Origin of the sequence: Chryseobacterium cheonjiense, assembly GCF_012927265.1 — a bacterium.
Classification (GTDB): Bacteria; Bacteroidota; Bacteroidia; order Flavobacteriales; family Weeksellaceae; genus Chryseobacterium; species Chryseobacterium cheonjiense.
The window spans coordinates 68,514-93,250 of the sequence record NZ_JABBGF010000005.1 but is presented as its reverse complement, the minus strand read 5'-3'; the positions used below and the strand labels follow the sequence as shown (position 1 = coordinate 93,250).

Here is a 24,737-nt window from a genome sequence, read left to right as displayed (position 1 = left end):
CTGAGAAATATTTTTCCCAAACGGTCTCTCCCTGCTGGTTAAGCTTCATCAAACGAAGGTCATACCCCCTGTTTTGTCCGTTTCCAGAATCTTTAGAAGGAACAATAGAACTTCCCGAAATTAAATATTGCTGATCAATGGTTGGGGTAATTTGCGAGAGAAACTCCTGCGTGGAAGAGGGAATGTCTTTCTGCCAGACTACTTCCTGGGCAGAAATTCCCAAAACGGAGCATAAGAAAATTGCCCCGGAATAAATTTTATTCATATTTGATGTTAATTAAAGTTGCGAAGATAATTTTTTCGATGTTTATAAAACCATCCGTAAAAACCCCATAATTTTCGTACCGCTTTTAATTTGCCTTAAAGGCTGTTGTGTACTTGTTTTATTAAGATACTGTTTCTAAAAAAGGTTGGAAACTATCCCAAAAAAAGAAAGTGCAGAACTAAGTATACAGTAAGAGAGGTACTGCGAAGAACCCGACAATCCAGAAAGACTTAGCCTGTATCAGTTATAGAGACACGGGCTTAATCTAAATAATTTGGTTATGTAAAATTCGCAGTTTTCTGTAGCAAGTAATTGCTTACACTTGTATCGTAAAAATTAAGGTTGCTAAAAATTTCTGTATAAGATCATCAAATTTTACCTGATTATTCCTTATTTTGATTTCCATCCGCAGGTTTGTTTTTTCTTGAAGAATTCACCAAAGCAATAAGATTTTCCAAAGTATATTCCGAAGCTTTCTGCTCTCCCTGGAAAATAATTTTTCCCATTCTTGCCACTTCACTAATATATACATACAGTTCTTTATAAAGACCTTTATTGGCAGAAGTAAAAGCTTTCCGTTGCTGCTGGTAAGCGCTTTGCTCATTGCTTTTTGCGGTAATCGCATCAAAAGTATTCTGGATCAATGTTTCTGTGTCCGGTTTCATTCCGCTGGATATCAGCAGGGGAGATTGCGATGCAATGACATCCTTTAAGGAACTAAGACTGTTTAACACTCCTTCAAAATTTCTTTTGTTCACTTTTTTAATGACATCGCTGGGTAAGGTAGTTTTTATTTTGGCTTTATCAAATACAATATTTAAAAGCTTCATTGGTTTCGACAATTCGCTGCCCAGCGTATAAAGTTCCTGAGTTGTTTTTTTCTGTAAGAGCAACACTGCATCGCCTGTTTCTTTTGCCCGCACTTCATTCGTTTTGTTTTGCATTGCAGAAAGGTAGGCTGCATTGTATATATGATTTTCTGCTTCAAAAAGGTTCAAATCTCTACTGAGCTATTTAATAGTGCATCAGCAATAGGTACATACTCTTCTTTTAAAATTCCCATAGTATTTTGTTTTAAAATTAATGGGATAAATATATCATTTTGTTATGATTTATAATACACTTAAACCAAATATTTATATGTAGAATTTTTTCATTGTAATGTCTGTTTTTATTAAAATGCATCACATAAATTCTTTAGAGTATTAATTTTTTTCTATTCTGTAAGAGTTATTTCGGAAAGTGTAAGAGTTGTTTATTGTGCTTTACTGGTTTTTTACTTCACTGTAGTGCATTTTTATTCTACTGTAGTAGATTTTTAGCTTAGTATATTATATTTTTTTTGATTATTGTTTATTATATTTTTTGATATTACTTTTGAAATATGATTTTAAGACTGTCATTTGTTTTCTGAATTTGCATATAAATTTTACTCAATTCGTTGTCATTAACTTTGGGAGAAACTTTTCTGTTCTCTTTATGAGAACTTTCAATAATGGAACTAAAATTGAATTTCTGAATTTCCTGTTTAGTATAAAATAACTTAAAATTGCCGTTTGTTTCAGAAGATATTTTCTTCATCAGGGTGCTGTCTGCAGGTTCGGCTTTCATTTTGGCAAATTCAAAATTTCCTTTCATATCCATAGTTACCGGCAGTATAGTAAAATCTTTAGGAGTAATCATCACACTATGGATGGCAATATTGTTCCTTTTTGCGTCTTCCAGAGGGATTTCTAGAGCATAAGAATGGATGGTTTCTTTTCCGTCGCTGAATAATATCATCGATTTGTGATCAAATTCACCGGATAAAGAACTGATCCCGTTAAGCAGCGCATTTGCAAAATTAGTTCCCGGCCTGAGTTTCATTATTCCCGTATTTAATCGGTTGACAGCAGAAAGCAGTTTGTTTTTATCCTTTGTCAAAGGACACAGAATATAAGAATTGCCCGCAAAAACAACGATTGAGAAAGCCTGGTTTTCCTTTTTGTGTTCAATTATCTTTTTGATGGCCTCTTTAAGAACCGAAATTCTGTCGGGTTCAAAATCTTTTGCAATCATGGTAAGCGAATTATCAACCAAAAGCGCTGTATTCTGTTGAGGAATATTTTGATGTTTAGCCTGATGGGTGTCTCTTTTATCGCATTTTATCAGTACAGCAAGAATCAAAAATAAATACTTCATGGTTTGAAATCGGTTTTTCTGGAATTTAAAGCCGAAAATACTAATTTTTCCGGTTTAATTAGAAGGTCATATAATTTTCTGTTGCCATACAGTTGTCATCATTCCCGTTTATATTTGTAATATAAAAGCAAAAAGATTAAATTTCACAAAAAATACTATTATGAGTTATTGCGCAGCCATTGACAGAATGCAGCCGGAAAGCAGAAGAGAACTGCATAAAAATTACCACGATTATCATTACGGTTTCCCGATTCATGATGACAATGAATTGTTCGGAAGACTGGTGATGGAAATTAACCAGGCGGGACTGAGCTGGGAAACGATCCTGAAAAAAGAAGAAGGCTTCAGGAAAGCATATGACAATTTTGATATTCAAAAAGTGGCGGCTTATGATGAAACTGACCGTGAAAGGCTGCTGACCGACCCCGGAATTATCAGGAATAAATTAAAGGTAAACGCAGCCATAGAAAACGCAAAAACCATTATCGAATTACAAAAAGAATTCGGTTCATTTGAAAAATGGCTGGAAGATCATCACCCGAAAACACTACCGGAATGGATGAAGCTTTTCAAGAAAACTTTCAAATTTACAGGGGGTGAAATTGTGAATGAATTCCTGATGAGCATTGGGTATTTAAAGGGAGCACATTCTGAAGATTGCAGTATCTACAAGGACGTGTTGAAGAAAAAGCCGTTATGGTTAAAAGGGGACTCTAAAAAGTAATTTAGCGATTTTTTTGCGGTTTGACTCACCGAAGCAGGATTCTATAATCGACTAATATTAATAGTTTAGTTTTTTTTAAATCAAACCCATTGTCACAAGAAATATACCTAAGATTAAGACAGGAATATTAAAAACAAAACAAATTTCTGTTAACCTTACCAGGTAATCGGGAAATTTTCCACGAGCAGTAAACATGGAGATGCCTACAATAAACATTAATAGGAATAACGGAAACATACAGCACCCGATAACTAATAAATATTTAGAAATTTTTTTGTTCTTCATACCAAATCTTTAAATATTTATTTTTCCATTTGACTTTTCAGCCGTTCGGTGAGCATCGTGATAATTCTTTTGTTAAAAACATTCTTGCCTGAAATATAAACTTCCATTTCTTCAGCAGTTAACATTCCTATGGTCATTCCGATAAATATATTTTTCAATGTATGATCCTTTCGGAGGCTTTGTTCAATAAAATTCAGCTTTTTTTCTAAGGTTAGAAAATTAAAATCCGAAATTTTGCCGAGTGCATAATCCTTAAACAGCATAAGAAAAATTTCATTCTGTAATTTAAGGATTGGGCGTAAGGTTTGATTCTGAAATACTTCGATTTGGCCCGCATCATCTGATACGGGAATTGATAAATTTTCTCTAAGGTCTGTTTTGTTAAGCATCATCGGGATTTTATGAACACAAAATTACTTTAATTTTATCATTGATTTAATACAAAATCAATTCTCTTTTCAGCTTCTTCTTTTGAAATTCCAATATAGAAATCATTTACAAAAGGATGATTATGACTTTCATGAGGGTATACAAACGGTCGTCCTATTTTATTATTTACAATAACATCTGTTGGAATGGGTTCCTCAAATGAATAATCCGGCAGATTATTGGAAAGCCAGCCAAAAAAGCCGCTTTCAAATTCTTCATTATGATAATTCTCAACATATTCATTATAGCTTTTCTCACTTAAGGAAACCCATACTCCGTACTCAAGATCCTGACAGTTTTCATTCACCTCCTGAACAAGTACTGCCCTTATAAAATAACAGGTCTCATCTGAATATCTGATGATACATAAATCTGCAGATAATTCTGAATTTGCTGCTTCTTCATCAGATAAATTAAAATAAGGATAAGGTGCTGAATACGCAATGGCAGGCCAGTCCTCCTTTTCTTCGCCACAGCATTGACAAATGTATTTCATGATTTATTATTTTGAAGTTTTAACTTGTCTAAATATACCCATTTCAGAAAATTGTGAATCATTAATTTCATGTGTTGGAGTTAAAAAAATGCTTCTTATTTGTTCAAGATTTTTATTTTTTGGATTTAAACTTGCTTCATTAATTATTATTTTAACGATTTGATTTTTATTATTTTCCATTAGATAAACTTCTCCTTTTTTTTACTTTTAATTCATTAAGATGAATTCCATTCAGACTTTCAACATCATTTAAATTATAAAAGAATAAACTATCGGAAGTTTCATTAAATCTTTCAAAAACATAACGTTCTAACGCATGATCTTTTTCGGAATAGCCACGATACTGAAATGTTCTTGTAATAACATTTATTCCATTATTAATACTATTTTCAGTTTTCATTGGTCTATAGATGGGATTTGTTTTATAATAACTTTCTCCACAAGAATCATAGCAATCGTGAATAATACCTTCGATATTCGAACTCTTTGGAATTTCTGATAATATATAAAATGGTAATTCTTTTGATAAATCAATTTTGAAATTATCAGTAGAATCTAAGATGATGAAGCCATTTGCATTGGAATCACGTCCTCCCCAAGCATCATATTTATATAAGACTTTTGAGGTCCCTTCAATTTTTTGAAAGTATAGTTCATCAACCGTCCACTCTGGTAGACCTTTCATACATGAATAGGCTGAAAGGACTAAAATTGACAAAGCAAAGAATCGAGTTTTCATTTTATGGATTTTAATTATAAATTACCCAACTGTTTTCGTATCCTCTTCCTTCAGAATCTTTTTCTCCTTCATCGAAAGCATCATGCGTTCGCATTTATATTTGTCCCAGTCGAAATTGCTTAGAAAATCGAGGGCAGCCTGAAAACCGCGGTTGAATAGCGCTTCTTTTTCATCCTTTTTCATAAAGAAATTCAGCCAGCTGCTGTTTCCGCAATTCACGGTCTGAATGCTGTACAGGTGATAGAACGTATGTTTCGTGAGAAACGTTTTATCATTAAAACCTTTTAAAGTGCTGATGATATTTCCGGAATAGGTGAGGGGAGATTTCAGTACCTCTGCTGCCGTTTTTCCTTTTTCTGAAAGCAGATCAGAATCGCTGGTAAGCTGTACCCCGAATAAAGGCATCCTTGGATAAAAAATATCGGTGGCATGGAAAAGATCGATCGGGAAATTGGAAATACTGCCGCCATCAATAAACACACCGGCGGGATTAATATTTTCAGGAATCGTATTCATCCAGAATTTCCAGGCATATTTAACGGAATCATCATTCTTATTAATGGCTTTCTGCATCGGCTCAAAAAAGAAAGGTACGGACATGGAAGCCCGTACAAACTCTGCCGGACTGATGTGTTTCAATTCCTCTTCAGACCAGTACAGATTGGCCATCGTAGGTAGCTCAACCTTTATTTTGGCATTGATATCGGTAGTAATAACGATATATTCTGATTTCAGAAGATAGAACGGGTCTTTTTTATAGTATTCGTTGTTAACAGTGCTGTCGTAGAAGATTTTATAGCGGATCTTATCAATATGTTCATTATTATTAATTCTGATCTCCTCTATACTTTCCAGAGCCTTATCGTAATACTGCATTTCGTTTCCGTAACGGTAGCTGAGGTTAAGGTCTTTACCTTTTCTAACAAACTTTTCATTAAGATCAGCAACAGTTGTAATCCCAAGTTTGTTAAGAGCATCTTTCATAGTTGCCAGAAAAGTATTTCCCGGATTTAGACCCGAGTTTTTTTTCCTCAGATCGGAATAAAATTTTGCAAAAAATAACACTCCAACAATCACCAAAACCATAGGAATCGAAAAAAGAACCTTTGTCTGCCATATCTTATCTGTAGGATATACAAAGGCCAGAATCCCGAAAAAAGCCAGAATTCCTATAGCAAGATAAGCATTGATTTTCAGGAAATTCTTATTGTTCAGCATGGCGTGAATCGTCGTTCTTACATAGGGTTTACCATCCATAAAATCGGCAAAATTCCAGTTGAAGAGAATGTCTTTAATGGTTTCACTTTTTGCATCTTCCTTCGTTTTGCAGGCGGCAATCAATATTGTGTTGATGGCTCCGGCACTTGTTCCCGCTACTTTAAGAAAACGGATTCCGAACATTTCCAGCCCATAGAGATAACCTACCAGAGCGCTTCCCCAAACACCGCCACCTTCCTGTACGAATTCAACATATTGATTTCCTTCGGCATCTAAAAGATCAGAAAATTCCTTTGCCGAAATACGGTCATGTAAGGCGGCCAGCTTTTCTTTGGACTCTTTTGAAAGAACATCTTCTTTCAGTAATTTTTTAAGTATTTCCGGTTTCATGGTTATAATCTGGTTTAGTGTTAAAGTGCGATGGTCTCGCGAATGAAGTTAAAATTAATAATAATCATGAAAACTTTGATACCGTATTTTCACGAGATTTGAAACCGTAGACTTACCATTGTTTTCTTCTTGCATAGATGAATGTACAGATGACTACGAGAGCCATTAGCCCGAGTGTAAAGAAATAGCCGTTCCTGGTGTGGAGTTCCGGCATATTATCGAAATTCATTCCGTAGACACCGGCAATAAAGGTGATCGGTAAAAAATAAACGGAGTAGATCGCAAGAACTTTCATGACCTGATTGGCTTTCTGATCTGACAAAGCCAGGAACATAGAAATAAGGTTGGTAATTTGTATGTTAAGGTGTTCAAAATCGGCCACTACATCCTTATGTTTGTCCTTCAGGTCATAAATTTCAGAATCCTGTAAATCCAGGAGTTTAAACTTATCAATAGCATCGGAGGAAATGGTAAGCACTCGGGAATTCAGCCCCGATTTTCTTTTCAGTTTGTATAATCTTTTAATCTGATTGGTATGATTGGTATTTTTAAGGAAAATTTCACTTTCTATATTATCCATTGTTTCAAAAAGGCTTACCGATTCATCATCAAAACTTTTCATAATCAGCAGGGCAATTTTCAGTGCGATATGATCAGCGGTTACTTCGGTGGTAAGCAAGGAAAGCTGCTTTTTGGTTTCTGAAAGGCTTTTGGTTTTCATACGATGAATCGTAATGATCTTCTTACCCAGCAGGAAAATTCCTATTTTGGTACTGATATCACTGATGGTGTTGAGGCTTTTACGTTCCAGCTCGGTACTTTCGCGCAGAAGAAAAAATTTCACATCGCCGTCCTCTTCATATTTGGGAAGGTGATTGGGATCGAGGGTATCTTCCAGCAGAAGATTATTGATCTCATATCTTTCATGCAAAAATTTCAGGTCCTCCGCAGACGGAGCTTCCACATCTACCCATTCGCACTGGGAATCTCTGTAAATTGTCTCAATTGGCATAAAGTAAAAATAGTAATATTTTGAAAAACTATGTGTTAAATAAGTTTTATCTTTGTCAAAATTAAAAAACTATATGATTAAAAGTACAATAAAGGGTATCGGATTCCATGTTCCGGATAACATTGTTACGAATGATGATCTAGCACAATTAATGACGACCAATGACGAATGGATTACAGAAAGAACCGGCATAAAAGAAAGAAGACACAGAAAAAACAGAAATGATTCTCAGGAAACTACAGCTTATCTTGGTTTCAAAGCTTCGGAAAAAGCCATTGCCAATGCCGGACTTACTTCAAAAGATATCGATTATATTATTTTTGCCACCCTTTCTCCGGATTATTATTTCCCGGGATGCGGGGTATTGCTTCAGGAAATGCTGGGGTGTGATACCATTGGTGCTTTAGATGTAAGAAACCAATGTTCCGGATTTGTGTACGCAATGAGTGTTGCCAATGCTTTTATTAAAGCCGGGAATTATAAAAATATCCTCGTTGTGGGTGCAGAAATTCATTCTTTCGGATTGGATTTTTCGGATGAAGGTAGGGGAGTTTCCGTCATTTTCGGTGATGGGGCAGGAGCGATTGTTCTTTCGGCAACCGAAGATGAAAATGCAGGAGATATTTTGGCCGTAAATATGCATTCTGAAGGGAAATTTGCGGATGAGCTCTGCACGCAGTTCCCGGGTTCTAAATTCGGCTGGAGCGATAGGATGAGAAAAGAACCTGAAAATGTAACCAACAAGGAAGTATACCCGATCATGAACGGAAACTTTGTTTTCAAGCATGCGGTAACAAGATTCCCTGAAACCATGCAGGAAGCACTTGATAAAGCGGGAAAAACCAGTGAAGATCTTGATATGTTTATTCCGCACCAGGCTAATCTTAGAATTGCCCAGTTTGTACAGCAGAAATTCGGGCTTCCGGATGAGAAAGTTCACAACAACATCCAAAAATACGGAAACACAACGGCAGCGTCTATTCCAATTGCGCTGAGTGAAGCAATTGAAGAAGGAAAGATCAAAAGAGGAGATCTTGTATTGCTTTCCGCTTTTGGAAGCGGCTTTACGTGGGGAAGTGTTTTATTTGAATATTAACAACAAATTACAAAAAAATCGGCGCGGAAAATTTATTTTCCGCGCCGATTTTTTTTGCTTAAATTTTCTTAAAGACTGTTCAGCAACTTTTCTGTGTCTGAATAATCCTCACCTGATTTTTTTGCCAGTTCGATAGATTTTTCAGCCCAAAGTCTGGCATTTTTCTTATCTCCTATTTTATTGTAAAGATTAGCTAGCGTATCAGTGTTTGCGTAGTTTTCACTTTTCTTAACCGATTCCTGAGCCCATGTCACTGCTTTTTCAAGGGATGTCTTATTGGTGACATTTTCAAAGAAATTCCAGGCAACAGAATTCAGATCTTCTGAGCTGGAAGCCGAAGGATCCTTGTACAGTTCTATTGTTAATTTTTCGTAAGTGGCGATATCTTTATCCTTCAATGCTCTGCTTGCTTTAGCTCTTTTCAGGATTTTTTCTGCTTCTTCTTTGGTTAAGAACTTCTGAGCTTCCGTTATGAAAGCGCCATCATTCCATTTCTTAGTATCGGGGTTATAAGCTTTTCTGATAGCCGTATTCACTTTTATATTTTTATCGAAAGCATCATATCTTTCCAGAGGAAGAACTTTAGTGATTTCCGCTTTTTTCGCTAAAAATGTTTTGTATAGCGGACTTTCCGTGCTTTGTGTTGCCGATAAAAGCATCTGTATATCCTCCCTGTCAAGTTCCGATTTTCCGTTGAAGTAGCGTTCCATTACTTTCGCTGAAAATTCTGCATCATTGTACATGGTAAGTCCGGCAAGATTTTTCAGGAATTCAGGATCTTTTTCTCCGTTTTCGAACTTCTGTTTTAATGCTCCTAATCTTTTATTCGGATCTCCCGCATCTTTTGCAAACTGGATGAAATCGTTTTCCTCAACATATCCCAGTGTTCTGTGTACTACTTCGCCGTTTCCGTCTACAAAAAGATAAGTAGGGAATGCTTTTACGTTGTATTTTTTGGCAAGTTCTATTCCTTCCCCTTTTTCCATGTCAATTTTCGCATTCACGAAATGGGAATTGTAATAATCTCCTACGGCCGGCTGTGGAAAAACATTTTTTACCATCAGCTTACAAGGTCCGCACCATGAAGCATAAGCATCGATGAATACAAGTTTGTTTTCTTTTTTTGCTTTTGCAAGAATAGTGCTGAAGTTGGTATCTTCAAATTTGATTCCCTGTGCAAATGCCAACGCTCCAATGAAAAGAGCTGAGAATATTGATAATTTTTTCATAATACTTTATATTGATTGCAAATGTAATAATTATGTTAACAAATCAGTCTCTGCTACATAAAAATTGTTACAGCTTTCGTTTGATTATTTTCCTGGATCAAAGTTAAAGTATGTAATGTATTAAAAAAGCGTTTTTCTCTGTACGGAACAAGGAACTGTAAACAAAAACCGCAGGAAATCCTGCGGCTGTATTATTTTGTTGTTGATGAATCAGATTTTGTTTTTAAACTGTCCGGCGCAGCCATTTCAGAATTAGCCGCAGCGGTGTCACCCATACTGTTTCTCATATATTCTTTGTTCCTTTCATCTTTAAATTCTTCCCTGTTTTCTTTTTTCTGTGCGCAGCTCCCTAAAAATAGTGATGCAAAAACTGCTGCTGTGAATAATTTTCTCATAGAATATTTTTTAATGTTTAGATATAATCAAATATAGTTATTAAAGATAAAAGGATAGTAAGCCTCTTTAACTTTTTCTAAATTTTATGTTTCAAAAGAGTGCTTCTTTCGCAATCTAAAATTAAAAATCCCCAGAATTATCTGAGGACTGTTCATTGCAAGTTAAACTCTTATTATTTAACAGTAGTCGCTGAATCCATTTTCATTGCTGTGCTGTCAGGAGTAGTTGTCGTAGTAGACATCGTATCCGTTGTAGCAGGCGCTGCATTTGTCGTTGTGTTATCTACCGCTGTAGAATCGGTATTGCTGTTTGACATAGAAGATTCTTTTGTTCCGCAACTTACCGCTATTACTCCTAGCGCTGCGATTAACATTAATTTTTTCATAATACTTTATTTTTTTTGGTATCGAAATTAGAGCTAGCAATAATTATTCCGAAATCAAAATAAACGGTATTTTTTTAATAAAAAATTAAATGTTAACTAATAAAAAAGCTCCGGAAATAAATCCGAAGCTGTATTTAATATGACAATAAATTATTTATTATTAATCATTTATTGTTTATAATTCATCATACATATTATCCTAAGTAAGGATATTTATAATCTTTAGGCGAAACAAAAGTCTCCTTTACAGATCGTACAGAGGTCCATCTTAATAAGTTCATCTTAGAACCTGCTTTATCATTGGTTCCTGAAGCTCTTCCGCCTCCGAAAGGCTGCTGACCGACAACAGCGCCAGTTGGTTTGTCATTAATGTAGAAGTTTCCTGATGCATTTTCCAATGCTTTGAAAGCTTCATTGATTGCATATCTGTCCTGTGCAAAAACAGATCCCGTCAATGAATAAGGAGAAGAAGAGTCAACCAGCTCCAGTGTTTCTGCCCATTTTGCATCTTCGTATACGTAAATGGATAAAATAGGACCGAAGATTTCCTCAACCATACTCTCATATTGAGGATTTGTTGTTTCGATCACTGTTGGATGCACAAACCATCCTTTAGAATCATCACATTTTCCGCCGATAACTACTTCTGCTTCGGTTGAAGCGTTTGCTCTGTCGATATATCCTTTACATTTTTCAAAAGAATTTTTATCAATTACGGCGTTCACAAAGTTGGATGGATCTTCAGGAGAACCTATTTTAATAGAATTGATCTGGCTTTCCATTACCTTTTTCACGTCAGCCCAAAGAGACTGAGGAATATAAGCTCTTGATGCTGCAGAACATTTTTGCCCCTGATATTCGAAGGCACCTCTTACTAAAGCCGTTGCCACAGCTTCAACATTAGCTGAAGGATGCGCAATGACAAAGTCTTTTCCGCCGGTCTCACCCACGATTCTTGGGTACGTTCTGTAATTGTGAATATTGTCCCCGATCATTTTCCACATTCCCTGGAAAACCTTCGTGGAACCTGTAAAGTGAAGTCCTGCAAAATCTCTGTGCGCCAACACTTTTTCTGCAGTTTCTTTACCGTCCGTGAAAATCATGTTGATGACTCCTGCAGGAAGTCCCGCTTCGGTTAGAACATCCATGATCACTTTAGCGGAATAAATCTGCTTATCAGAAGGCTTCCAAACCACTACGTTTCCAAGCATTGCCATACAAGTTGGTAAGTTTCCTGAAATTGCTGTAAAGTTAAAAGGCGTTACCGCAAAACAAAATCCTTCCAGTGGTCTGTATTCTACTCTGTTCCAGATTCCCGCATCGGAAACCGGCTGTTCAGAATACATTTCCGTCATAAATTCTACGTTGAATCGTAAGAAGTCAATAAATTCACAAGCGGCATCGATTTCAGCCTGGTGAACATTTTTAGACTGGCCGATCATAGTGGCTGCGTTGATGACATCTCTGTAAGGTCCTGCTAAAAGATCAGCAGCTTTTAAGAAAATGGCAGCGCGGTGTTCCCAGCCCAGTTCGTTCCATTGCTTTTTTGCGGCCAGCGCAGCATTGATTGCATCGTCTACATGCTGCATGGTACCTCTGTGATAAAAACCAAAATCATGTGCGTGATCCTGAGGCGACTGAAGCTGAACTTTATCGTCTGTTCTTACTTCTTTGCCGTTAATGACCATTGGGATTTCTATCTTTTCAGCCCACATTTTTTTATATTGAGCGATAAGGCTTTTTACTTCCGGGGTTCCCGGTGCATAAGAATTTACCGGTTCGTTTACTGCAAAGGGTACTTGCGAAATTGCTTTAGACATATTAGTTGTATATTTTTTATTTGCTATGATACAAATTTACAACAATTATTCGGGTCGGAGATAATGTGTCAATGGTCAATTTTGCTTCGCAAATGAATGGTTAATTTAAGAGTTATTAAAGAACGTATCGAATTACAATTCCCATCCTCACATCTTCTCATTTTCCAAGATTTTCAGTACCAGCTTTTCTTCATGGGTAAGTCCTGCTTTGCCGTCATTTTTCTCTATTTCTTCCAGTTCGTCAAGATATTTTTTGATGGTATTATTTTCATAAAGATTAATAACAAGCGGATGAACATAATATTTTCTGCACACCGTGCTTGTATTTCCGAGGTGTGAGGCAACCATTTCCAAAGCTTCTTTTACTTTTTTCTTATATTCGGTATGGGTCTCCGCATAACCAATTTCTTTGAATGCGATCAGGGCACTTACCGTTCCGGACCATGTTCTAAAATCTTTTGCCGTAAAATCTTCGCCACTGATTTCTTTAATGTAATCATTCACCATTCCCGAATCTACAGTATGGCGGTTACCTTCATCATCAATATACTGGAAAAGCTCTTTGCCCGGAATATCTTTACATTTCTGTATCAGTTTAGACAGCCTCCTGCTTTTTAAATCAATATCGTGAATAACACCTTTTTTACCTTTAAAGTGAAAAGAAATTTTCTGTCCCTGCACTTTTACGTGTTTTCCTTTTAGCGTTGTCAATCCGAAAGAACCGTACAGCTTTTCATAGGCATTATTTCCTATCCTGATATTAGTTCGTTGCATCAGACTTACAATTAAGGCGAGAATTTTTCTCTTTTCGAAATTTTTTAAGGCTAAATCTTTTTCTACCTGGAGGCGTATATCCGGCAATGCGTATCCAAACTGAAGCATTCTGTAAAACTTTGTATGGTTTCTCAGGGCGCTCCATAAGGGATGATAGCGGTACTGTTTTCTCTTCTTGATATCAAATCCGGTTGCCTGAAGATGTCCGTTATCAAGAGCGCAGATCCATACGTTTTCCCAAGCCGGTGGAATTACCAGTTTGTTGATTCGTGAAATTTCGTCCTTGTCTCTGATCTTTTCGCCGTCTTTGTAGTAGGAATATTTTTTTCCGGTCTTTTTGCGCGTGATACCGGCTGTCTCTGCATCGGAGGTATAAATGAGATGTACCGCCTTTGCAGATGCTACCGGATCTTTCATAATTTTTACAATCTTAGAAGGCTTCAGATGGGAAATGATTTCTAAGTCTGAATTTTCCATAAAATCTGGTTAAGAGTTCCTACCCCTTGAAAATAGCCATAATATGATAGCTATCACGCCAACTACTAATATAATTCCCCACCACATTCCTGCCTTGAAGATTGTTTCTACTGCTTCGCAGCTCGTAAGTGACAGTAATGTCAATATTGCAATACTGTAAAAGCTCCATTTTTTCATGATAATATTATTTTAGTGTTTATTATTTTAAATTCTGTGATGATCGGCTCTCCAGGTGTTTATAGATTTTTTGATCTGGTCACCTGTCATGTTTTCTTTCAGCGCTTTTTCAAGAAAAACCTTGAATTCCTCATCATAAGCGAACCGTAAAGCGGCAATCTGTCCGAATGAAAGCTTTTCCTCAACTTCGTCGGACCTCAACCCGAAAATTTCGAAGTACCGCTGCTTAAATTCAAGCCTCACGATACGGTTCTGAAGTCCCAGCGCGTAATGCTGACGCAGCATTATAGCCAGGTGAAAAATCAGAAAGACAACTGTTGAAAATAAGATCCATGAAAGCTGGTTTTCCTCATCATTGAAAGCTTTATAGATTCCGAATCCATCCAAAACAATAAGTAACGGAAGGAAAACAAAATGATGCGGAGCGTAAAACTTCCTGTGGTTTTTATAATTCTGACTTTCCATTTCATGTATATTGCAATAATCTTTCCAAAATGTTTTAATATCGGATCTGAATTTAATTTAGGCTAAAGAATGGTGGTTTAGAGTTAATATCCTATTTCGTAGTGTATTGCAAAAAATCTGAAATAATTCTCATGTATGTTTCTATATTTAAGTATATTAACGTTTTACTTCTAATATCCATACAATATGCTCAGAAAAACAATATTTATAGTCACTATTTTGCTTTCACTATTTGGTTTTAGTCAAAAATATAGTTTTACTTATGTGTATACATTTAAGCCTGACTCTTTAAATTTAGATAAAACCGAAACCGAACTGATGGGCTTGTTTATCGATAAAAACGGATCAACTTACTTGAGCCTGACAAAAGTGAAAAGAGATTCTGCAATCGCACAGAACATGAATTCAGATGGGATATCTTCAAATATGTCCGTTTCACTAAATACCTTTCCACAAGGAAAAGTTCGTGGCATCATTCAAAAAGATTGGCGGTCCCGTACAGCAATATCTTACCTTACTCTGAATACTGACCGATTTAAAATCACCCAACACATCACCTTCAATTGGCAGATCGGAACAGAAACTGCTATGATACAAGGTAAAAAATGCCAGTTGGCAACGGTAGAATATAAAGGTAGAAAGTATAACGCGTGGTTTACTAATGAAATCCCCATTTCTGACGGGCCATATAAATTTGGTGGCCTTCCGGGCTTGATCGTCAAGATTGAGGACACAAAAAAACAACATATCTGGGAGCTGAAAGCAATTGAAAAGTTCAGACATATAAAACTTAATTTGACTGCCTATATTCCTGTGACCGAAAGCCAGTACAAAAAAGCCGTTGAAGATTACATCAGAGATCCGATTTACAGAATGAGGGAACTCAAGCAAAGATATGGTATTACCAGCTTTACATCAACTTTGCCTGATGGGAGATCGTACTCAGATGCTGAGTATGAAAAAATGAGAATTAAGAAAATACAGGAAACTTTTAAGGAAAACAATAATTCCATAGAGCTTAATTAAACATTTTAGACTTAACTTAGGATCAGGTTAATTAAAATTATTTTAAAAAATCCTTACTTTAAAGAATATATTGCTGAATTTATGGATAAAAAATTAAAAATATTTCTGATCAAATCCGTTATTGTTTTAAGCGTAATACATCTGGCTTATTTTATCTATGGATACTTTAAGTTTGAAGGAATTGGTAAAGTTGATACTTACACGGAGTTTTACAGATTCAAATTTTATGATGACGTTTCTATTTCACACTTTTTTATTACCGGTCTGTTTCTGTTTTGCTTTCTTGTTTTGTTATTAAGGAATCATTCCAAAAATAAATATAGTGTCAATAATACTGTAAAAATTGGCGCTTCTTTATTACTGATTTCCTTTCTTTCATTGACCTTTTTTATAAGCTACAGTTTTGGGTTAAATGCCAAAATGAGAAATGAGCTTCCTGAAAAAGATTTGAATAAAGACAAAACTTTGCTTAATGTCTTATATCCGTTTTTGTATAATTATACTTCCTATAGCTCTGATAAATTATTCAATCCGGAAAATATTTTATATCCCAAACCTTATCCGGTGATAGCGGAAAGAGACACCATCTATTACGAGCCGGACAATCGGGATTATTACTCACAGGAAATACGCTATTACAGTATAGATACCTTGAAAATACTAAGTTCTGATTACAAAAACATAGGTTCTAAAATACGATCGGGAATGGATTATTTTGGATTTGAACCTGAGGACTTTACCAAAAAAATTATTTCTAAAAAAGCGATCGGAGACAGTACGGAAATTATATTCAAAGGTGTTGAGGTAGATGCGGAATATGATGAAGATATCTGTATCTTTTTGGAAAATAAGATTTTATATAGTCCTGTTCATAACGTTTCTGAAGCTACACAACAATATCAAAATGCCGTAACAAGATATAAATTGCTCTATAAATATGATCATGATTCGCTGCTTCATTCGTTTCAGCATCTGGACACTTTGTTTAAGAAATATAATATAGAAACACAAATCATTCCCAAAAACTTGGAACATGATGTCTTTTATTTTCGTGATCATAGCCGGGAACCTCTCAATGAAATCCGGAATACTTTTGACAGAACTAAACTAAAGGAAAGGTTTACAACCGTTGAACGTTTATTTTATAAGCCAAATTATCTTCATCAGTCGATACAGTCTATTTTTATTGTAGTGGTCCTCAGTGTTTGGATCACTTTATTTCTACTGTATCTGATTTGGAATTATAGGAACACAAGAAAGCATCGGCTATCTACAGAAAAAAATAAACCAAAACAATAACCTGAAAATCCTGCATTTCAATATATTATCTGCTGACTCCGTTGCTGCGGTACGTGCAATTGCATCAAATTCCATCTTTGTCGCGGCGTATGCGCCTATTTTGCATATCCGCTCACTGAAATTCCTGAAGAAATAAGAATAACAGAAGTTCCTTCTACTAAAAGAATAGGTACATTGGCTGATTGGGAAACCGAACATCGAAAAGTAATTGCTGTAATAAAATGCTAAAATACAATAATACTCTGCCGGGTAACCTTTAAATTCGTAAATTCACATCTTTAAAATTATTCAAAAAATGACTTCAAAGGAAAAAATAGCTGCACTTCGTAGGGAAATGCAGGAAAATAATGTTGATGCATTTATCGTATATTCTGCAGATCCGCATATGAGTGAATATCTACCTGAAGAATGGCAGGAAAGAGCCTGGCTGTCGGGTTTTTTGGGTTCTGCTGGTTTTGTAGTAGTTACAAAAGATAAGGCTGGACTATGGACGGACGGAAGATATTTCACACAAGCTGCATTAGAACTGGAAGGATCGGGAATCGATCTTTTCAAAGAAGGAATGGAGGGAACACCAAATTATATCGACTGGATTATTTCTGAAATTCCCGCAGAAGGAAGGGTGGCCGTTAATGCGCTGGCTACTTCCCATGCTAATTGGGAACTTCTTACAGAGAAATTAAATGCCAAAAATATTACGTTAGTTGATCTTCCTCTTCTGGATAATATATGGAAAGAAAGGGGAACGCCTTCTAAAAACCCCATCTTCGTTCATCCGATTGAAAGAGCGGGGAAATCCGTAGCTGAAAAAATCGCGGCCATTCGTCAGAAAATGGAATCACTAGAAGCTACGGTACATGTTATATCAAGTCTTGATGATGTTGCGTGGACCCTGAACCTAAGAGGAAGCGATGTAGAGAGCAATCCGGTTTTCTTAGGGTATATTGTTATAACAAAAAACGATGCAAAACTCTTCACTGATCTCGAAAAACTGGAAGTAGAAGCCCGTAAACAGCTGGATGATGCCTGGGTAAAAATGATGCCTTATGAAGAATTTTATAATTGCCTTAAAGCATTCAGCAATGAAAAGGTATTGGTTTCCCCAAACAGCAACCAGTCTATTTTTGAAGCATTAAAGCCTGATAATAAGATGATCAAAGCTCCAGTTCCGGGTAATCTGATGAAAGCCCAGAAAAACGATACGGAGCTGGAAGGTTTCAGAAAAGTAATGGTAAGAGACGGGGTTGCGATGGTAAAGTTCCTGTACTGGCTTACCCATAATGCAGGAAAAGAACCGATGACAGAATATTCTATAGGGGAAAAGCTGAGAGGTTTCCGCGCGGAAGGAGAAAACTTCGTAGGGGAAAGTTTCGGAAGCATTGTAGGATATAAGGATAACGGTGCCATTATGCATTATTCCGCAAAAAGTGAAGGCAGCAAGGAGGTTACGAACGATGCAAGCATATTGGTGGATTCGGGAGGCCAGTATCTTGAAGGAACAACCGATATTACGAGAACTTTTGCATTGGGAGCCGTTTCTGAAGAGTTTAAAATAAATTCGACGCTTGTTTTGCAGGGAATGATCCGTCTTTCTATGGTAAAGTTTCCTAAAGGAACAAGAGGTGTTCAGCTTGATGCGATTGCACGGCTTCCGCTTTGGATGCACGGAAAAGATTTCAATCACGGAACCGGGCATGGAGTAGGAAGTTTTATGAACGTTCACGAAGGTCCTCAGAATATCCGCAAAGATATGAATCCTCAGGAGCTGTTGCCGGGAATGGTCTGCTCTAATGAACCGGGATATTATGTGGAAGGGGAATACGGCATCCGTCACGAAAATCTGATTGCTGTACGGGAATCTGAGACAACAGATTCGGGAACTTTCTATGAATTTGAAACGTTAACGTTCTGTCCGTTCTTTAAAGATACAATCGTGAAAGAAATTCTTTCTGAAGAAGAAATTTTATGGCTTAATAATTATCATGAAACCTGCGCCGAAAAAATAGGCCCCCATCTGGAAGGTGAGGTGAAAGAATGGTTTAATGAACTGGTAAGCCCGATTTAATAACAGTTAATTTAATAATCTGAATTTCAGATAACAATAATAAATAACCCCGCCCGGCAGGAACTGCCGGGCGGGGTTATTTTGTAATATGCAACCGTATTTTTACGGTATTATTTTTAGGGATTATCCTGATAGCGCAGGAAGTAATTCGTTCTATCTTTGTACAGGAAGACAAACATCATTCATCTTCAAAATAACTTAGTAAATTCAAAGCAGTAATCACTTCAATTTTTGAAGTGATTTTTTTATTGACACCAACATTCTGAAGGGGTGTCCTAGTTGAAATGTCGTCGTAGTTTCAACGGAAACTCATTGATCATAGCCCGGATTGCAGCAATTGTCTGAGCTCATTTCTCTGGTTTCTGCGGCGCGGCTTCGCCGCGCCGCAGAAACCAGAGAAATAGCGAGTGCGGAAAGCCGGAAAAAGCTTCTGATATTAAGTGTGATAGTTAGAGTTATAATAAATGAGTTTAGGGTAAGTTTGATGAATAACGGCGATAGATAAAGGAAATTTTTGTTTGCGGTGAAAAAACGTAAATTTGCAGCATGAATAACGATACCATTTGTGCACTGGCTACAGCCAACGGAGTAGGAGCTTTGGGCATTATCCGGGTTTCCGGAAATGATGCTTTACCAGTCGTTCAGAAAAGTTTTCCCGGCAAAAATCTGGAAAAGCAGAAATCGCATACAATCCATTACGGATATTTTATGGATGGCGAGGAAACGATTGATGAGGTGATGCTTTCTATTTTCCTCGCGCCTAAAAGCTTTACAACGGAAAACTCGGTGGAAATTGCATTTCACGGATCTCCGCACATCGGAAAACGTATTCTGGAAACGCTGATCAAGAATGGCGCGAGAATGGCAAAAGCCGGGGAGTTCACCCTGCGTGCTTTTATTAATGGAAGAATAGATCTTTCCCAGGCTGAAGCAATTGCCGATGTAATTGCTTCCGAAAATGAGGCTTCCAGAAAAGTAGCGATCAGTCAGCTAAAAGGTGGAATCACCAATGAAATTTCCCTGCTGAGAACGGATCTTCTGAATTTTGTTTCGCTTATTGAGCTGGAGCTGGATTTTGCAGAGGAAGATGTGGAGTTTGCAGATCGGACTGCGCTTACCGCATTGCTGAATAGAATAGAGGTAAAACTGCATTCCCTGATTGAAAGCTTTCAGTACGGAAACGCCATTAAAAACGGAACCGCAGTTGCTATCATCGGAAAACCCAATGCCGGAAAATCGACCCTTTTGAATGCGTTGTTGAAAGAAGAACGTGCGATTGTAAGTAATATCGCCGGAACGACCCGTGATACAATTGAGGAAATCCTGCATATTAAAGGTCATGCGTTCCGTCTCATCGACACGGCAGGACTGAGGGAAACCTCTGACGAGATCGAAGCCATCGGTGTTAAAAAAGCAAAGGAAAAAGTAGAAAATGCCAATATTCTGGTTTACCTTGCCGATGCCGGAACCATTGATTTTTCTGAAGACGTCGACATGCTGAAATCTTTGTTGCGTGAAGATCTGAAGCTCATCATCTGTGCGACGAAAATTGACGAAGTGATGCCGCATCAGTACGAAAAAGTGGAAGAAGTTTTCAGAAAAGAAATTGCCCATGAGTTCGATTTTATTATGATTTCGGCAGTAGAAAATCAGAATATGCAGGATCTGAAAAATGAGCTGTCCTCGTATGTTGAGCAGTTAAAAGCTTCGGAAAACAATGTAGTGATTACGAATCAGCGTCACTTTGAAGCTTTACAGAAATCCCTGAACGCGGTCCATAAAGTAAACGAAGCAATCTCCTTCCGAATCTCCACCGAACTTCTTGCTTATGAATTAAGAAATGCCTTAGAACATCTTGGCGAAATTTCGGGTGAGGTAACGAATGATGAAGTGCTTGGGAATATTTTTTCTAAATTTTGCATTGGGAAATAAATCTGTTTCTCATTTCATATTATTCATTTGACAATATTGTATATTAATTTTATTTCTTATATAAATTATTTTATACTTAGTCTTTGTATATCTCGATCTCTGAAAGTTGTACAAGAGCAAAGTATCATGTTTTGTTATATGTGGTCTGCTGAAATTCATTAAATTTTAATTTCTAAAATTATATCTTTTCAGCTTACTATTATCAATAGGTCTTAGGTAAACCCTCATTTTGCATTGCTAAAAGTTTGTTATGAGTAAAATCATATAAAAATCAAAATACCAATTTTTATATGATAGGATTTCCATAAATTTGCCCGGGTAGAAGAATCTTCTGTTCATGTCAGGAAAAGGATATAGACTTGTTTATCTGGTATACAATTATCAATCAGTATGAAGCAATTGTAGAGCAGATAAATAATATATCTTTTACATTACCGTTAAACTAATTTCAATGCCGAAAAAAATTATAAGAAATCTTCGAATTGGGGTGGTGCTTTCCTTAGTACTGCTGATTGCCGGCTCCATAGCCTCCTATATTAGTATACAAAAGCAGATGGAGAATAGGGAAAGCCTCTTAAAAAGTAAGGAATCTATAAGTTTAGTAAAGGATGTTTTAAATTCTTTGTTAAATGCTGAAACAGGCAACCGGGGATATCAGCTTACAGGGCAGGAAAGTTTTCTGGAGCCCTTTAATAAGAGTAGAGAAAACTATCCGATGCTTATTTCCACCATAAATGCATTGAATATTAAAGACAAACATCAGACTGACCTTCTGAATGACCTGTTGCGTACTTCACAGACCATGATGAAAGGAGATGTTTTGCTCATTGAGAACCGTAGAAAAGGAATATTAATGACTCCACAGGAACTTGTGCAAAACAAGACAGCAATGGATAGATGCCGTAAGCTGGTTCAGGAGTTCGTAAAATATGAGGAAATTCAGCTTTCAATAAAAAATAAAGATTTGGACAGGTCTTCTCAATCGACTGTGCTATTTATCCTTTTCTCAGCCATTGCAGCCATTGTTGTTACGGTTATTTTTTATATACAATTAAAATCAGACCTTATCCGTAGGGATAAATTAGAAAAAGATCTGTTGTATACCAAAGAAATTCTTGAAGAGACCGGCTCTGTTGCCCAGGTAGGCGGCTGGGAAGTAAACATGAAGACCGGTGATCTATTATGGTCTCAGAGTACTAAAGAAATCCATAAAATAAAAAATAATTTCCAGCCGGATCTCGAAAGTTCCATGAAATTCTATAAAGAAGAGAGCAGGGAGAGAATGAAAAACCTATTCGATAAAGCTGTAACAGAAGGAATTCCCTTTGATGATGAATTCCAGCTGGTCCGCAATGACGGTGCTACGATCTGGGTAAGGGTAAAAGGTATCCCTGAGTTTGACGGCGAGGTCTGCAAAAGGGTTTTTGGGATCATTCAGGACATTGATGCGTTCAAAAAAATGTTTTTGGAAGTGGCCAGGAAGGAAGCCATGATGCAGTCTTTCGTAACCGACGTCCCAATTCCTCTGGCCATGTTTGATAAAGAGCTCAATTATGTGTCGGTAAGCACCCGCTGGAAAGAAGAATTCAATATGAATAATCTGGATCTTATCGGAAATAATATGTTCGATATATCCCCTGATATTCCCGAGGAAAGAAAAGAAATTTATAAAAAAGCTTTATTAGGAGAAACGTATGCAAAAGAAGATTTTGCTATTAACATCGATGGTAAAGAACAACTTCAGCATTACGACCTGAAAGTAGGACCGTGGTATCTTACGGAAGATGAAGTAGGGGGTATAATTATTTCAGTACGGAATATTACAGATGCCATCCTGGTAAATGAGGAACTCAAAACAGCCAAGGAATTAGCAGATAGTGCCAGCAAAGCAAAATCAGAATTTTTGGCTAACATGAGCCATGAGATCCGTACTCCTCTAAACGGGGTGATCGGATTTTCTGATCTTCTTCTCAGGACACCGCTGAACGAAATACAAACCCAATACCTGAATTACATCAATGAATCGGGTGAAAACCTGCTCAATATCATTAATGATATTCTGGATTTTTCTAAAATAGAATCCGGAAAAATGGAGCTTTTAATAGAAAAAAGCGATGTTTATGATATGGTAAGTCAGGTTATCAATGTCATTTTGTACCAATCCCAGAAAAAGGATATTGAGCTTCTTCTCAATATCGAGCCGGGACTTCCTAAAACGCTTTTGATCGATGAATCCCGATTAAAACAGATCCTGATCAATCTTTTGGGCAATGCTGTAAAATTCACAGAAAAAGGAGAGATTGAGCTGAAAGTGGAGAAATTACGCATGGATGATAAAAATATTGCCCTGCGCTTCTCAGTACGGGATACCGGAATCGGTATTCCTGTTGAAAAGCAGAAATATATATTCAACGCTTTTACCCAGGAAAACAGCTCCATCAGTAAACGATATGGAGGGACAGGTCTTGGGCTTACCATCTCGAATAATATCCTGAAATATATGGGCAGTCATCTGTCACTGATTAGCACACTGGAAGAAGGTTCCGTGTTTTTCTTCGATATTGAGATTCCTTACGAAATATCCGAACTACGGGAAGATGATGATATGACCATCCAAAGAGCATTGGTGGTGGATGACAATGAAACCAACAGGATCATTCTCCAGCATATGCTTGCTCATAAAAATATCGAATCCACACTCGCCGCCAATGGAATGGAAGCGTTGGAAATTCTTTTGAAGGGAGAGCGATTCGATGTAATTTTGATGGATTATCATATGCCTATCATGTCCGGATTGGAAACCATCGATAAAATCAGGGAGCTCTTTAATCAGAGAAAAGAAATTTCACCGTTTATCATACTTTCTTCCTCCTCGGAAGAATTAAACGTGATGTCTTCAATTCGGGAAAGGAAAAACTCTTATTTACTGTTGAAGCCGGTAAAGTCGGATGATCTGTATAAAACCTTGCGCAGAGTTACCCAGAATAATGTTGTAGAAATTGTTCAGGATCAGTCCGAAAAAGAATCGTATTCCTTTGCTCCCGAACTCGAAGTTCTTCTGGTAGACGATAATCCCGTAAATATGGTGCTGAATAACAGGATGATGAAATCACTTACCCCGGATGCACATTTAACCGAAGCCGTTAACGGGCTGGAAGCTCTGGAAGAATGCAGGAAAAAGCAGTTTTCTATTATCCTTATGGACGTACAGATGCCGGTAATGAACGGTATTGAAGCTACACAGCAGATACGCCTGCTTCCGGAATATGAAAATGTACCGATCATAGGCGTTACAGCAGGAAATGTATTGGGTGAAAAAGAAAAATGCCTGGCTGCAGGAATGAATGATTTCCTTCCCAAACCTCTCAGACAGGCTGATCTACAGGAGATGCTCGAAAAATACATCAGCGTAAACAGTAATAATGATAAAAATTCGGAAGTTGATTATGACCAATATCAATCAGAGAAGCCGGAAGAATACATCAACATGAATATGCTAAATGAGCAGATTGGTGGTGATGATGATTTTAAAGAAGTATTTCTCAACCTGCTTATCCAGGAGCTTACCCATGCAGAAAAAAATATAGAAAAGGCAGCCGACGGAAAAGACATTGTGGAAACCAGAATGATTCTTCATAAACTTAAAGGCACCGCAAGCAGCGCCGGACTTTTTAAACTGTCGGAGTGTGCTCTGAAATGGGAGAAAATGACGGAAGATAAAATGGATTTTTCTTTGATGAATAGTGAAATAACACAGGAAATCAAGATAGGTTTAGATGCTGTTAAAAATTTGATGAAATAGTATGTTAATTAATCTCTGCCTCAAAAGATTATATGTAATATAAAGTTATTAAGTC

General features: G+C 36.9%; 21 protein-coding genes and 1 pseudogene. 7 read left to right on the top strand and 15 right to left on the bottom strand.

What is annotated here, in order from left to right:
* From HHL20_RS19405 to HHL20_RS19395, 3 genes and pseudogenes are all read right to left on the bottom strand, one after another.
* A pseudogene (locus HHL20_RS19405) lies at positions 1–265 on the bottom strand (T9SS type A sorting domain-containing protein); the annotation flags it as partial.
* A gap of 383 nt (positions 266–648) precedes the next feature.
* Complete coding sequence (locus HHL20_RS19400; protein WP_169232805.1) at positions 649–1,263, bottom strand: hypothetical protein; 615 nt, start codon at positions 1,261–1,263, stop codon at positions 649–651.
* Positions 1,264–1,636: 373 nt separating this feature from the next.
* Complete coding sequence (locus HHL20_RS19395) at positions 1,637–2,446, bottom strand: vWA domain-containing protein (RefSeq protein WP_169232804.1); 810 nt, start codon at positions 2,444–2,446, stop codon at positions 1,637–1,639.
* Between the two features lie 160 nt (positions 2,447–2,606).
* On the opposite strand from HHL20_RS19395, the gene HHL20_RS19390 reads away from it, so the two are divergent.
* Entirely contained in the window at positions 2,607–3,170 is a 564-nt protein-coding gene (locus HHL20_RS19390; RefSeq protein ID WP_169232803.1) for a DNA-3-methyladenine glycosylase I, read from the top strand.
* 302 nt (positions 3,171–3,472) lie between these two features.
* Here the strand turns inward: HHL20_RS19390 and HHL20_RS19385 are convergent, their stop codons facing one another.
* The 6 genes from HHL20_RS19385 to HHL20_RS19360 all read right to left on the bottom strand — a co-directional run bounded on the left by HHL20_RS19385 (position 3,473) and on the right by HHL20_RS19360 (position 7,739).
* The gene (locus HHL20_RS19385; protein WP_169232802.1) at positions 3,473–3,844 is read right to left on the bottom strand and encodes a glyoxalase; all 372 of its coding nucleotides are present in this window, start codon (positions 3,842–3,844) and stop codon (positions 3,473–3,475) included.
* Between the two features lie 38 nt (positions 3,845–3,882).
* Positions 3,883–4,380, bottom strand: a complete 498-nt coding sequence (locus HHL20_RS19380) for a DUF2199 domain-containing protein (protein WP_169232801.1) — start codon at positions 4,378–4,380, stop codon at positions 3,883–3,885.
* Between the two features lie 6 nt (positions 4,381–4,386).
* Positions 4,387–4,560, bottom strand: coding sequence for a hypothetical protein (locus HHL20_RS19375; RefSeq protein WP_169232800.1), 174 nt, complete (start codon positions 4,558–4,560; stop codon positions 4,387–4,389).
* Positions 4,550–5,119 (bottom strand): hypothetical protein, encoded by a 570-nt coding sequence (locus tag HHL20_RS19370; RefSeq protein WP_169232799.1) that lies wholly within the window; start codon positions 5,117–5,119, stop codon positions 4,550–4,552. Before HHL20_RS19370 ends, HHL20_RS19375 begins: the two co-directional genes overlap by 11 nt.
* Before the next feature lie 21 nt (positions 5,120–5,140).
* Positions 5,141–6,727: a patatin-like phospholipase family protein gene (locus HHL20_RS19365; RefSeq protein ID WP_169232798.1), complete on the bottom strand. Its 1,587-nt coding sequence runs from the start codon at positions 6,725–6,727 to the stop codon at positions 5,141–5,143.
* Positions 6,728–6,839: 112 nt separating this feature from the next.
* The gene (locus tag HHL20_RS19360) at positions 6,840–7,739 is read right to left on the bottom strand and encodes a magnesium transporter CorA family protein (RefSeq protein ID WP_169232797.1); all 900 of its coding nucleotides are present in this window, start codon (positions 7,737–7,739) and stop codon (positions 6,840–6,842) included.
* 73 nt (positions 7,740–7,812) lie between these two features.
* Here HHL20_RS19360 and HHL20_RS19355 point away from each other — a divergent pair, with 73 nt between their 5' ends.
* Positions 7,813–8,835, top strand: a complete 1,023-nt coding sequence (locus HHL20_RS19355) for a 3-oxoacyl-ACP synthase III family protein (RefSeq protein ID WP_169232796.1) — start codon at positions 7,813–7,815, stop codon at positions 8,833–8,835.
* Between the two features lie 68 nt (positions 8,836–8,903).
* Here the strand turns inward: HHL20_RS19355 and HHL20_RS19350 are convergent, their stop codons facing one another.
* The 6 genes from HHL20_RS19350 to HHL20_RS19320 all read right to left on the bottom strand — a co-directional run bounded on the left by HHL20_RS19350 (position 8,904) and on the right by HHL20_RS19320 (position 14,558).
* On the bottom strand, positions 8,904–10,064 hold the full coding sequence (locus HHL20_RS19350; RefSeq protein ID WP_169232795.1) for a thioredoxin family protein: 1,161 nt from the start codon (positions 10,062–10,064) through the stop codon (positions 8,904–8,906).
* Between the two features lie 191 nt (positions 10,065–10,255).
* On the bottom strand, positions 10,256–10,459 hold the full coding sequence (locus HHL20_RS19345; RefSeq protein WP_169232794.1) for a hypothetical protein: 204 nt from the start codon (positions 10,457–10,459) through the stop codon (positions 10,256–10,258).
* Between the two features lie 173 nt (positions 10,460–10,632).
* Positions 10,633–10,845 carry a cytochrome C551 gene (locus HHL20_RS19340; protein WP_169232793.1) on the bottom strand — a complete coding sequence of 71 codons (213 nt, stop codon included), beginning with the start codon at positions 10,843–10,845 and terminating at the stop codon, positions 10,633–10,635.
* Positions 10,846–11,039: 194 nt separating this feature from the next.
* The gene (gene pruA / locus HHL20_RS19335; RefSeq protein WP_169232792.1) at positions 11,040–12,665 is read right to left on the bottom strand and encodes an L-glutamate gamma-semialdehyde dehydrogenase; all 1,626 of its coding nucleotides are present in this window, start codon (positions 12,663–12,665) and stop codon (positions 11,040–11,042) included.
* Positions 12,666–12,812: 147 nt separating this feature from the next.
* Positions 12,813–13,916 carry a DNA topoisomerase IB gene (locus tag HHL20_RS19330; protein ID WP_169232791.1) on the bottom strand — a complete coding sequence of 368 codons (1,104 nt, stop codon included), beginning with the start codon at positions 13,914–13,916 and terminating at the stop codon, positions 12,813–12,815.
* A 204-nt stretch (positions 13,917–14,120) separates the two neighbouring features.
* Entirely contained in the window at positions 14,121–14,558 is a 438-nt protein-coding gene (locus HHL20_RS19320; RefSeq protein WP_169232789.1) for a DUF6526 family protein, read from the bottom strand.
* Between the two features lie 186 nt (positions 14,559–14,744).
* Between HHL20_RS19320 and HHL20_RS19315 the strand changes: the two genes are divergently transcribed.
* From HHL20_RS19315 to HHL20_RS19295, 5 genes are all read left to right on the top strand, one after another.
* On the top strand, positions 14,745–15,584 hold the full coding sequence (locus tag HHL20_RS19315) for a GLPGLI family protein (protein WP_169232788.1): 840 nt from the start codon (positions 14,745–14,747) through the stop codon (positions 15,582–15,584).
* Positions 15,585–15,665: 81 nt separating this feature from the next.
* The gene (locus HHL20_RS19310) at positions 15,666–16,883 is read left to right on the top strand and encodes a hypothetical protein (RefSeq protein ID WP_169232787.1); all 1,218 of its coding nucleotides are present in this window, start codon (positions 15,666–15,668) and stop codon (positions 16,881–16,883) included.
* Positions 16,884–17,178: 295 nt separating this feature from the next.
* Positions 17,179–18,948: an aminopeptidase P family protein gene (locus HHL20_RS19305; protein WP_169232786.1), complete on the top strand. Its 1,770-nt coding sequence runs from the start codon at positions 17,179–17,181 to the stop codon at positions 18,946–18,948.
* A gap of 546 nt (positions 18,949–19,494) precedes the next feature.
* On the top strand, positions 19,495–20,880 hold the full coding sequence (gene mnmE, locus HHL20_RS19300; RefSeq protein WP_169232785.1) for a tRNA uridine-5-carboxymethylaminomethyl(34) synthesis GTPase MnmE: 1,386 nt from the start codon (positions 19,495–19,497) through the stop codon (positions 20,878–20,880).
* A 451-nt stretch (positions 20,881–21,331) separates the two neighbouring features.
* Entirely contained in the window at positions 21,332–24,682 is a 3,351-nt protein-coding gene (locus tag HHL20_RS19295) for a response regulator (protein ID WP_228463229.1), read from the top strand.
* Positions 24,683–24,737: the final 55 nt, after the last annotated feature.